The 12,107-nt window shown below is 43.0% G+C and carries 9 protein-coding genes and 1 other RNA gene; 4 read left to right on the forward strand and 6 right to left on the reverse strand.

From position 1 onward, the window contains the following. Nucleotides 1-423: 423 nt before the first annotated feature. The 3 genes from GQS54_RS19010 to smpB form a co-directional block, all read right to left on the reverse strand. Entirely contained in the window at nucleotides 424-1,668 is a 1,245-nt protein-coding gene (locus GQS54_RS19010) for an integrase domain-containing protein (RefSeq protein WP_166425508.1), read from the reverse strand. Nucleotides 1,669-1,844: 176 nt separating this feature from the next. Further along, nucleotides 1,845-2,201, reverse strand: a transfer-messenger RNA (tmRNA) gene (gene ssrA, locus GQS54_RS19015). Nucleotides 2,202-2,527: 326 nt separating this feature from the next. Beyond that, on the reverse strand, nucleotides 2,528-3,007 hold the full coding sequence (gene smpB / locus GQS54_RS19020) for an SsrA-binding protein SmpB (protein WP_166425509.1): 480 nt from the start codon (nucleotides 3,005-3,007) through the stop codon (nucleotides 2,528-2,530). A 125-nt stretch (nucleotides 3,008-3,132) separates the two neighbouring features. On the opposite strand from smpB, the gene GQS54_RS19025 reads away from it, so the two are divergent. Continuing rightward, nucleotides 3,133-3,561 carry a type II toxin-antitoxin system RatA family toxin gene (locus GQS54_RS19025; protein WP_166425510.1) on the forward strand — a complete coding sequence of 143 codons (429 nt, stop codon included), beginning with the start codon at nucleotides 3,133-3,135 and terminating at the stop codon, nucleotides 3,559-3,561. After that, complete coding sequence (locus GQS54_RS19030) at nucleotides 3,561-3,887, forward strand: RnfH family protein (protein WP_166425511.1); 327 nt, start codon at nucleotides 3,561-3,563, stop codon at nucleotides 3,885-3,887. The genes GQS54_RS19025 and GQS54_RS19030 overlap by 1 nt, the downstream gene beginning before the upstream one ends. Nucleotides 3,888-3,932: 45 nt before the next feature. On the opposite strand, the gene GQS54_RS19035 is transcribed toward GQS54_RS19030, so the two are convergent. Beyond that, on the reverse strand, nucleotides 3,933-4,616 hold the full coding sequence (locus tag GQS54_RS19035; RefSeq protein ID WP_166425512.1) for a TIGR02453 family protein: 684 nt from the start codon (nucleotides 4,614-4,616) through the stop codon (nucleotides 3,933-3,935). Nucleotides 4,617-4,868: 252 nt separating this feature from the next. Beyond that, the gene (locus GQS54_RS19040; protein ID WP_166425513.1) at nucleotides 4,869-5,681 is read right to left on the reverse strand and encodes a pyruvate, water dikinase regulatory protein; all 813 of its coding nucleotides are present in this window, start codon (nucleotides 5,679-5,681) and stop codon (nucleotides 4,869-4,871) included. A gap of 211 nt (nucleotides 5,682-5,892) precedes the next feature. Here GQS54_RS19040 and ppsA point away from each other — a divergent pair, with 211 nt between their 5' ends. Next, nucleotides 5,893-8,268: a phosphoenolpyruvate synthase gene (gene ppsA / locus GQS54_RS19045; RefSeq protein WP_166425514.1), complete on the forward strand. Its 2,376-nt coding sequence runs from the start codon at nucleotides 5,893-5,895 to the stop codon at nucleotides 8,266-8,268. A 153-nt stretch (nucleotides 8,269-8,421) separates the two neighbouring features. On the opposite strand, the gene GQS54_RS19050 is transcribed toward ppsA, so the two are convergent. Next, on the reverse strand, nucleotides 8,422-8,640 hold the full coding sequence (locus GQS54_RS19050; RefSeq protein WP_166425515.1) for a tellurium resistance protein TerC: 219 nt from the start codon (nucleotides 8,638-8,640) through the stop codon (nucleotides 8,422-8,424). Nucleotides 8,641-8,859: 219 nt separating this feature from the next. On the opposite strand from GQS54_RS19050, the gene GQS54_RS19055 reads away from it, so the two are divergent. Next, entirely contained in the window at nucleotides 8,860-11,901 is a 3,042-nt protein-coding gene (locus GQS54_RS19055; protein ID WP_166425516.1) for an FAD-binding and (Fe-S)-binding domain-containing protein, read from the forward strand. Nucleotides 11,902-12,107 lie beyond the last annotated feature (206 nt).

Genomic DNA, 12,107 nt, shown 5'->3' on the forward strand with positions numbered 1-12,107 from the left:
GTCATGTTCACACCTTAATATTTGACGGTTAATTGTCTCTTATTAAAGTGTCCGGTGCCATTTAACCAGAACATCGATCAGAGGGAGATATAATAGGACTGAGGAAATTAAAGCAAATGTTGATAAGTTTATTCTTACGATGATGAATAGTTGGAAAAAATATAGTGATAGGAAAGTTGATTCAAATTTCAGTTGTGTTTTGTCAAAGAAGCAAACTGATGCTCTTGCAACTCTTGCAGAGGCAAATTGTTTAACATCTAAAAAAATGATTAATAAGTTAATAGATGATCAAGTTAAACAGTTAGAGTCAAGTACAGCTGATTACGTTAGAGAATAGGCTATTGATAATGAGGGTAACGATTGTATAAAAGATAATAAAACATCTCCAAAATAGAGCCTGTAACAGACTCCGTGAGATTGCCACTAGTTGACATGCTTGTCGAGGCCTACACCAGAAGCTAAACTCACACTCATAGTTGCAGCTTTTTCAATATGTTCAGACCACCATTTCATAAGCTCACGTCTTCTTTCAATATACTCGGCGCGATTATAAGCTCTGCGTACTTCATTTTTATCTACATGTGCGAGTGCAGATTCGATTAAATCAGGATCAAAACCTTCCTCATTAAGGGTTGTACTAGCGAGCGACCTAAGGCCATGGGACACTAACTGACCAGCAAAACCCATGCGCTTTAAGGCCATATTAGCTGTTTCACTATTACAATGAGTTTTTGGATTTCTATCCGCAGGGAATAAATGCTCTCTATGTTCGCTGATTGGGCGCATAACATCTAATAACGCCATCGTTTGATCTGTAAGTGGCACCAAGTGTTCTTTTCGTTTTTTCATTCGTTGTGCAGGAATAGTCCATAACTTTTTTTCTTTATCTATTTCAGACCATTTAGCTCCTGCTGCCTCACTTGGCCTTACCATCGTATTGAGCTGCCATTCGATCAAGCATCGAGTGGTTAGCTTGATACTGGCGGTCGAAAGCTTGTACATAAGTCGTTTTATTTCTTCGGGTTTGATCGTTGGAAGGTGTTGTTTCTTCGGGGCTTCGAAAGCGTGTGAAATACCAGAGAGCGGATTTGCATGGATAAGACCTGTATTGTTGGCAAATATCATGATTTCGTTTAATCGTTGACAAAGCCTTCTGACTGTTTCGAGGCTACCTTTGGCTGATACCGGTTTTAGAACCTTAATTGTCATTGGAGCTGTAATTTGATCAATTGGCTTACTGCCAATGTGTGGGAAAACATGCAGCTCTAAAGATCGCAATATATCTGATGCGTAGTCTTCAGTGACTTTAGTTTGTTTAATCTTAAGCCATTCATGTGCAACGCTAGTTAATGTGTTGCTATGGGAATCTACTGCTTCTTGTTTAGAGTTGTCTCTATGCTCTTTGGGATCGATCTCTTGAGCGAGTAGTTCTCTAGCTGCAACTTTGCGTTCTCGTGCTGTTTTTAAGGATACCTCTGGATACGCTCCTAAACTGATCGATGTGCGGGACTTGGTTACGGGTTTAAAATAATCAAACAACCAGGCTTTTGAACCATTTGGTTTAATACGAAGTTGTAATCCTTCGCCATCAGCCAATTTGTAAACCTTATCTTTGGGCTTAGCCTTATCAACTTCAGTATTCGTTAGAGCTTTAGTGCGTCGCGCCATTTTAGTAGTACCAGTAGTGACTCTCAAAAGTAGTACTACTTAGAGTACTACTAAAAACCGTAGATGTCACTGGACGTCAATAGACCTCAATAGATACTAAACTCCTCTGCAGGCCGCTGTTTACTTTGTTTTAGACATAAAAAAAGGCTGATAAATCAGCCTTTTTTATTTCGTTTTGGTGGAGCTGGCGGGAGTTGAACCCGCGTCCAAAAAACGTTAACCGTCGGTACTACATGCTTATTCTGTCTTTTATTTAACTAATTCGAACTCCGGCAGACAGGATTTCTCATAGCGGGCCTAATACTATTTCGCGGTTCACCCTTAGACAAGGTTCCCTCGCTATCCTGCTGGGATGACCTTCCGAACCTCTACTAGCAGAAAGAGTATGAGTGGAAGGGCACTGCCGGTTATTAAGCGGCTAGTGCGTAGTTTTCGTCGTTTGCGACTATTTAAATGCGGCTTTTATAGAGGCAAACCGCTCCTCTGCATGCACCTAAAGCCTCAAGAATCTTGTCGAATCCAATATCAGCCCCAAAGCGTGTTGGTTGCAAACTACCAACGGCGAGTATTGTAACACAGGCTTAGGGGAAATCACTAATATGCGTAGTTAAAACCGCTAATAATTCATTGCTTCTCACGGCTTGATTAAGGAATGTACAGGCAAACATGGGCAAATCCCCATGTTAGTTCAATATCCGTTCGATAGGGCTACTAGGTTAATTTGTACTAAATGCATAATTAAGGTTTAAGGTTGGTTAATACCTAAATCTAACCAATGAAAAAGGGCAATGCATTCTGTCAATGAGCCAAAAATAAAAAGGCGCTAAAGCGCCTTGTTATATTGATTAAAACACTCAGCCTAGACTTTATGTTTCATCATACGTTCTTTGTCTCTTGCCCAGTCCCGGTCTTTAACGGCATCACGTTTGTCATGCTCGTGCTTACCTTTACCTAGGTAAATTTCCACTTTTACCCAGTTTTTCTTCCAATACATGGCGGTGGCGAGTATTGAAAAGCCTTGGCGTTCAACTGAGCCAATTAGTTTGTCGAGCTCGCGCTTTTTAAGCAGCAGTTTGCGTCGACGAATGGGCTCGCACACCACATGACTAGATGCTTGGTTAAGAGGTTGAATGGTACTACCCACTAAAAAGGCTTCGCCTTGATGTAGGATAACGTAGCTGTCTGATAAATTTACTTTCCCAGAACGAATGCTTTTGACTTCCCATCCTTGTAATTCGACGCCCGCTTCGATTTTATCTTGCAAGATATAATCGTGCCGTGCCTTCTTATTTAAAGCGATGGTATTGCTTGTGGCTGATTTTGACTTCTTTCTATTCATGGGGAAGTATTATAATGGTTGTTATTCGCGGCACAACAAAAATCACTGATATTGAAATAGATATATGATTTTATGCTAGAATTTTGCGCTTATAAAAACTGACTTACTCAATTCAAGGGGAATTGATGGCTAATGTGACCCGCAGTGCCTTAGTGGCGTTTAGTGCTGAATCGATGTTTGATTTAATTAATGACGTGCAGCGTTACCCTGAATTTTTACCTGGTTGTGCGCAAACTAAGGTGCTTCATGAAACACCACAAAGCATGGAAGCATCGTTACTTATTTCCAAGGCTGGCATAAAACAATGGTTTACTACGCGCAATGAATTATCTCGTGGCGAGTACATAAATATGCATTTAGTCGATGGACCCTTTTCTGAGCTCCGTGGCGGTTGGACCTTCAAACCGCTCACAGATAGTGCGTGTAAAATTGAATTGAATTTAGATTTCTCTTTTTCCAGTCGCTTAGTGGAAATGGCATTTGGCCGAGTATTTAATTCAATTGCATCTAATATGGTGGTTGCCTTCACCAAACGAGCAAAAGAGATCTATTGATGAGCGATAAGCAAATAAATCTTGAGGTTGCCTACGGGCTACCTGATCAGCAAGCGCTATTAGAGGTGGTAGTGGAACGTGGGCATACAGTAGAAGAAGCGATTAACGCCTCTGGTATTATGCAACGCTTCGATGATATTGATTTAAGCAAAAATAAAGTCGGGATCTGGAATCGAACCTGCAAATTAACGGATGTGCCTCAAGACGGTGATCGTATTGAAATTTATCGGCCTTTGATTGCCGACCCGAAAGAAGCACGCCGTCGCCGAGCTGAAAAAGCCAAGGACGAAGGACGGGCGAATAAGATCACCGGTGGTCGTGCTTAAGACGCGTAAATTACTGCCATTGCATTATGATTATTCGCTGTTTACTTAAAAACGTAGTCCTAACGCATCACATAAAAACTTCTGTAACGGCTGTGCTCGACCATATCGAGTGGCGGCCAGTTCACATACATTGCCTGTTAATAGTTGTTCTTTGGTCAACGGGCACATAGCAATAAAATCTTTACGTTTAATCTCTTCAATCATAGGTGATTCAATGTCATAACCCTTAGGTGGGCGCGTAAGAGTGTCGCCCGCTAAATGGTAATACTCGGTAAACGGTTTGTGTTCAATGGCATCTTGATAAACGGCTGGTTTGCGTTGAATGTGTTCACGGATCGCACGCAGCGCGTCCGGTTGGGGATGCCAAGTGCCCACCGCCAAAAATATTTCATGGGTCGAAATATGAAAGTAAAAACCTGGTGAGTGAACGTCCTTGCCAATTTCATGACGAAATTGAATACCCACATTAGTTTTGTAGGGGGATTTGTCTTTAGAGAAGCGTACATCTCGGTATACCCGCATCAACGAGCCACCTACTTTTTTCGGCGAAGCCTCGTAGTGAGGCGAAATCATCGGGATCCAGTTTTGCATTTCACTGATAAATTCAAGTGCCGGTCCGCGCACTAAATCCTCGTAGCGCTGTTTATTATCATTAAACCATTCGCGGTCGTTGTGTTTCTCTAACTCTTGTAAAAATGTGAATAGCGAAGGGGAAAAATGGGTAAACATAGACAGGCCTTTTATAAAATCAGTGAACAGCTTACCCCTTGCTTAAGGCAAATCAAGTCACGAAAGTAGGATAATTGTTACATGATTTGAGCAAGCTTAACCGAAGCGGTAATGTAAACCGTATAGGTGAGTGAGTATAACTATTAGCACCTTATTCAGTGCTGATAGCGCTGAGCATGGCGACGGTGCTTTTCAGTGAACAGCTAGGCAACTTCCTTGGCTGTTTACTGATGCACGCGATACATTGAATTATTAATGTTTTTTACGTTGTAACCCAGTTGTGGCGAGAATTTTGGCTGAAATTTCTTCGATTGAATAAAAAGTACTGTTTAAAAATGGAATTTTTTCTTTGCGGTAAAGGTTTTCGACTTCACGTAATTCCAGGCGGCATTGTTTTAGCGATGCATACGTGCTGTTTGCACGGCGTTCTGAGCGGATTTGATGCAATCGCTGAGCCTCTATCGTTAGGCCAAATAGTTTGTCTTTGAAATGCTTTAGCGCCGGAGGCATTTTAAGAATATCGCCCATGTCTTCTTCGGTAAATGGATAATTTGCCGCTTTGATTCCATATTGCAAGGCTAAGTATAAACTGGTGGGGGTTTTACCTGAGCGCGACACTCCAACCAAAATAATATCGGCTTCTCCGTAGTCACGTAAATTTGAACCATCGTCATTTGCCAAAGCGTAATTCACCGCTTCGATTCTGATGTCATAATTTTTTTCGTGGATGCTGTGAGTTCGATGTTTTTCTGGTTTAGACGGCACCCCTAATATAATTTCTAATGGGGCAACAAATTGATCGAGAAAATTGTAGTTAATACCCACTGATTTAGAGATGATTTTGCGCACATCGGTATTTACGATGGTGTAAAACACGAGAGGGCGCTGACCGTCATCTTGAAAACTTTCAGATATTTTTTTAACAACTTGTTGAGCGTGCTCGACGGTTTCGACAAAGGGAACGGTGATATGTTCGAACTCTATGGTGAATAATGACAGCAATGCGTGGCCAAACACCTCCGAAGTTATCGCTGTCCCATCTGAAATATAGTAAGCCGTTCGCATAACATTTCCTTAACAATGTAGTAATATAATTACAGAAAGAAATTAAATTTTACTTTCCACTAGAGTGCATTCTAAAATCCTTCCAGTAAAAAGCTAGGCGCTTGAGAAATATAATTTTTTATAGTGTATTGCGAGCATCATTTTGACTAACTATCTGGGGTTGTCTTTGTTGGCAGCTTACACAATTGAGTTCATCTTGGAGACGAATTAAATGCAAGAAAATGTACTTTGGTATCAGCAATTGGGAATGGGCGACGTGAGCGTTGTCGGTGGTAAAAATGCATCCCTTGGCGAAATGATTTCAAATCTTTCAAATGCTGGTGTACAGGTACCCGGTGGTTTTGCGACAACAGCGTCGGCGTTTAATCTTTTTCTTGAGCAAAGTGGCCTTGAGGCTCGTATACATACATTACTCGACAGTTTAGATGTAGACGATATTCCTGCACTGGGCGAAGCTGGTAAAGCGATTCGTCAATGGATTATCGAAACGCCGTTTTTACCTGAACTGGAAGCGGATATCACCACTGCGTTTAAAACGCTGCAAGGGGATGCCGGTGAAGAAGCATCATTTGCGGTACGTTCATCTGCAACAGCAGAAGATATGCCAGACGCATCGTTCGCGGGTCAACAAGAAACCTTTTTGAATGTAAAAGGTATTGATGCGGTGATGGTTGCCATCAAATACGTATATGCCTCTTTGTTTAATGACCGTGCTATTTCTTACCGTGTTCACCAGGGTTACGATCATAAGGGCGTGGCATTGTCTGCTGGTATTCAACGTATGGTACGCAGTGATTGCGCTGCTTCAGGCGTAATGTTCACTATTGATACAGAATCTGGTTTTGAAGACGTGGTATTTATTACTTCTTCTTACGGATTAGGTGAAATGGTGGTGCAGGGCGCTGTTAACCCAGATGAGTTTTATGTACACAAGCCAACCTTAGAAAAAGGTCGTCCAGCGGTTGTTCGCCGTAACCTTGGCAGTAAATTAACCAAGATGATTTACTCAGATGACTTAAGTCATGGGAAGCAAGTCGAAATCGTTGATATTGATAACGCCGATAGCATGAAGTTTTCGCTGACGGACGCCGAAGTATTGGAATTGGCGAAGCAAGCGCAAATTATTGAAAAACACTACAAACGTGCCATGGACATTGAGTGGGCCAAAGACGGTATCGACGGCAAACTTTATATCGTTCAAGCCCGTCCAGAAACCGTGCGAAGCCGCGAAGACATGCAGATTATCGAACGTTTCCGTTTAAACGGCAAAGCGAAGGTTGTATGTGAAGGTCGTTCAATCGGTCATAAAATTGGTGCCGGTGTGGCGAAAGTACTTGGCTCAGTTGAAGAGATGGACAAAATTCAAGCTGGTGACGTGTTAGTTACTGATATGACTGACCCAGACTGGGAACCGATTATGAAAAAGGCGTCTGCGATTGTGACTAATCGTGGCGGCCGTACGTGTCATGCTGCAATCATCGCTCGTGAACTCGGTATTCCAGCAGTTGTCGGGTGTGGCAACGCCACCGATGTTATCAAAAATGGCGATAAACTTACGGTATCCTGTGCCGAAGGCGACACTGGTTTTATCTACGGTGACGTACTTGATTTTGATGTGGTCACATCACGAATAGATTCAATGCCTAAAATTCCTTTGAAGGTCATGATGAACGTGGGCAACCCCGATCGTGCATTCGACTTCTCTCGCCTGCCTAACGACGGTGTGGGCCTTGCGCGTTTAGAGTTTATTATTAATCGAATGATTGGCGTGCATCCTAAAGCGTTGCTTCATTTTGATGATCAGCCTGAAGAACTCAAACAAGAAATCAGCGAAATGATGGCGGGTTACGAATCTCCTGTTGAGTATTATGTTCAGAAGTTAGTTGAAGGGATCGCGACTATCGGCGCAGCATTCTCACCTAAGAAAGTGATTGTGCGTATGTCTGATTTTAAATCGAACGAATACTTCAACTTAGTCGGCGGTTACCAATACGAACCCGATGAAGAAAACCCAATGTTGGGCTTCAGAGGTGCAAGTCGTTATATATCTGAAGACTTCCGCGATTGTTTTGCTCTTGAGTGCGAGGCTATTAAGCGCGTGCGTAATGACATGGACTTAACGAACGTTGAGATCATGATCCCGTTCGTGCGAACGCTTGAAGAAGGTCGCAAGGTTATTGAATTACTCGCTGAGCAAGGGTTAGTGCAAGGGGAGAATGGTTTACGCGTTATTATGATGTGTGAATTACCGTCCAATGCGTTACTGGCGGATCAGTTCTTAGATATCTTTGATGGTTTCTCTATTGGATCAAATGATTTAACCCAATTAACCCTTGGTCTAGACCGTGATTCAGGTGTGATTGCGCATTTGTTTGACGAGCGTGACCCAGCAGTAAAAGTGTTACTAGCTATGGCTATTCAGGCCGCTAAAAAACGCGGAAAGTACGTAGGTATTTGTGGCCAAGGCCCATCTGATCACGAAGACTTAGCTGCGTGGTTGGTTGAGCAAGGTATTGATAGCGTATCGTTAAACCCTGATTCAGTTGTAGAAACATGGTTGTACTTAGGGGAAAAACACGCGAAGTAAATAGCGCTAAAATACACCACTGAGAAAAAATAATAATAATATCAGTGCCCTACATGTAAAAAGGCTGTCATATGACAGCCTTTTTTTCAATTACATTTTGTAGTAATACAAGCCATCATTTTGGCCCATCAACATAACAGGTTAATCTAGGGGTTAGCTGCGAAGCTTACGATTAAGTATTAAGCGGTCTAGCTTAGCCGAAGAACGGCTCATAGCGCTTTGGCAGCGTTTTAGCCATATTCTGGCCAGCGGCACATCAACACTGAGTAGCAATAATCCACCGAGCACCAAAAACATTGAGCCAGGTATAATAAATAACACGATGCCTGCAAGCAGAAGCAATGCGCCAAGTCCGATACGTATTTTTTTCATGGTGTAAACAATCCTTTTTTCATGACTACTTTTTACGTCACTGATATCGATGTTGCAACAAACCACATGTTACCGAGTATGATCTTTGTGCAAATATGCGAGATAATAGGTTTTTTATGGCGGATAAGAGCTAATTAATTCGAAACACGTATTAGCTGTTATAGGCCCTTGGGTTGTATAATACCGCGCAATTGATCAACCGTGAGAATTAAGAACATTATGGCACAACTTGAATTACCTGCTTTAAACGTTGAAAACGGCCCACAATCTAATTATCAAGCATATTTATCAGCTTTGAGGCGCAGCGAATTCAGTGGGGATGTTGAGTTTAGTTATGCCAGCCGGTTAGCTGTTGCAACAGACAATTCTATTTATCAATCTCTTCCCCAGGCAGTTGTTTTGCCAAAATCAGTAGCGGATCTAAAAATTATCGGTGAGCTTGCTAGCCAATATGCTGATGTCACATTCAGCGCGAGAGGCGGTGGTACCGGTACAAACGGTCAATCTTTGACATCTGGCATTATTGTCGATGTGTCGCGACATATGAATCACATTTTGGAAATTAATCCACAAGAACGCTGGGTCAAGGTACAGGCCGGGGTGGTTAAAGATCAGTTAAACGATGCATTGCGACCTTATGGTTTATTTTTTGCGCCAGACTTGTCTACCAGTAACCGCGCCACTATTGGCGGTATGATCAGTACCGATGCGTCTGGACAGGGCTCGTTGGTTTATGGCAAAACCAGTGACCACGTATTAGGGTTAACCTCTGTTTTAGTTGACGGAACACTGCTTGAGTCATCCCCCATGAGTATGGAGGAAGCCAAAAAAATCGCGAAAAACAACACTGCGACAGGGCGTTTAGTTAAGCAAATTCTTGCAACATGCGTTGATAAGCGTGAGCAGATCCTGGCAAAATTCCCACGTATGAACCGATTTTTAACGGGTTACGATTTAGAACATGCCCTAAGTGACGATTTATCAACTGTAGATGTTAGCCGCGTAATTACAGGCTCTGAAGGCTCATTAGTGTTTGTAGCCGAAGCTAAGTTAAACGTGACGCCTATTTCCAAACATAAAGCCTTGGTCAACATTAAATACGATTCCTTTGAATCAGCACTTCGCCATGCCCCGCATATGGTGGCTGCCCAAGCAACGTCAGTTGAAACGGTCGATAGCAACGTCTTGAACTTAGCTAAACAAGATATTATTTGGCATCAGGTAAAGGATCTCATCACCGAAGTTGAAAACAAAGAAGTGCTTGGCTTGAATATGGTTGAGTATAACGGTGACTCTGACGATGAACTGCAAGATAAAATAACGCTGCTTTGCAGTAAATTAGATGCGGCGTTGGCTAATAATGAAGGCGGTGTGATTGGTTATCAAATTACGTTTGATAGCATTGATATCGGCAAAATTTATGCGATGCGGAAAAAGTCAGTAGGCCTGCTTGGTAAAACCAAAGGCCGTAAAAAACCGTTGGCCTTTGTCGAAGATACAGGGGTACCGCCAGAAAACCTTGCTGACTTTATTATGGAGTTTCGTGCTTTACTCGATGCAAGGAATCTCAACTACGGCATGTTTGGTCACGTAGATGCGGGAGTATTACACGTACGTCCAGCTCTTGATATGTGCGATCCTGAGCAAGAGCAAATGATCCCCGACATTTCTAATGAAGTATCCGCGTTAGTCGCCAAGTATGGTGGTTTGTTGTGGGGAGAACATGGCAAAGGTTATCGCAGCGAATATGCACCGGCGTTTTTTGGTGAAGAACTTTATGCCGAGCTGCGAAAAATTAAAAGCGTGTTTGACCCCCACAATAAGATGAATCCAGGCAAAATTTGCACGCCTTACGAGAGCACCGCCTCTTTGGTCAGCGTTGCAGGGGTTAAGCGTGGAGAATTTGATAGGCAAATACCCATTGAAGTGCGCGATGCATTCGAGCCCGCTATGAGTTGTAACGGTAACGGCTTATGCTTTAACTATGACACTACATCGCCTATGTGCCCGTCGAGTAAAATAACGTCTGACAGACGCCATAGTCCCAAAGGACGAGCGGGGGCTATGCGTGAATGGTTGCGTCTACTGGCTAACCATAATGTGGATGTGAACGCCCTTGAGCGAAATGCCAAGAGTCAGAGCTGGTTTAAAAGGCTCAATAATTCTATGGGTAAAGCCCAGTCGACTGATTTCTCTCACGAGGTTTTGGAAGTGATGGATGGTTGTTTAGCGTGTAAGGCATGCACCAGCCAGTGCCCGGTGAGCGTAGATGTCCCCACATTTCGTGCACGCTTCTTGTCGCTCTATTATCAGCGTTATTTGCGCCCCGCTAAAGACTATTTAGTCGGCAATATTGAAGCGATGGCCCCCTTGATGGCCAAAGCGCCTAACATGGTCAACTTCTTTTTGAAGCAAGGATGGATGAACAGTCTGATCAAGAAGTCAGTGGGGTATGTCGACACACCACTATTGTCTTCACCATCGCTAAAAAAACAGCTCGTGGGTCATCAAGCCAGTCGTTTTGACTTAGGCACGCTACAGGCACTAAGTGCTAAAGAACGGGCTAAAAAAGTACTGATTGTACAAGACCCGTTTACCAGTTTTTACGAAGCTGATTTACTAAGTGATTTAGTCAAATTGGTGGAGCGCTTGGGTTACGAGCCCATATTGCTACCTTTTAAACCTAATGGTAAGCCTCAGCATGTTAAAGGCTTTTTAAAAGAGTTTGCTGTGACCGCCAAGGATAGTGCCGACTTTTTAAATAAAATTCTTCCGCTAGCTATTCCTATGATTGGCGTCGATCCCTCTTTGGTGTTGTGCTATCGAGATGAATATAAAACAGTACTTGGTGATACCCGAGGAAATTTTGAGGTGAAGCTGGTACATGAATGGCTGGCGAATATTGAACTTCCAAATAAAGGCCAATCAACAGAGATCGAATACGCCTTTTTCGGCCACTGTAGTGAAAAAACAGCGCTACCGGAGAGCGAAAAGCACTGGCAGCAGTTATTCCAACGAATGGGAATGTCTCTTACGCCCATTGCGGTAGGTTGTTGCGGAATGGCAGGCACGTTTGGTCATGAAGCCAGTCATCTTGAGCAATCAAAAGGAATTTACGCCCTGAGTTGGCAAAAAGCCGTCGCTGCATTTGAGTCTTCTCAAATTCTAGCCACAGGCTACTCTTGTCGCAGCCAAGTAGCACGAATCGAAGGCGAAAAACCAAAACACCCATTGCAGGCAATGCTAGCCCACTTGTCATAAATCAGAGCATGTAAAAAGGCAGGAAATACTCTGTAATCACTGCCTTCTTTTTACCGTGTTTTTGCAGGGGCATTAGCCGGTAAGCCAAAATTTTCACCGTACTTGTGCTGTTAACGCAAAGTGAATAGAGGCTATGCTAATGCGGGTCTATAACAGAGACCTGAACACTCAGACAAACGTCATGCTGTCGCGTGATAGACACAACA

The sequence above is a fragment of the Paraglaciecola sp. 20A4 genome (assembly GCF_011378905.1).
Classification (GTDB): Bacteria; Pseudomonadota; Gammaproteobacteria; order Enterobacterales; family Alteromonadaceae; genus Paraglaciecola.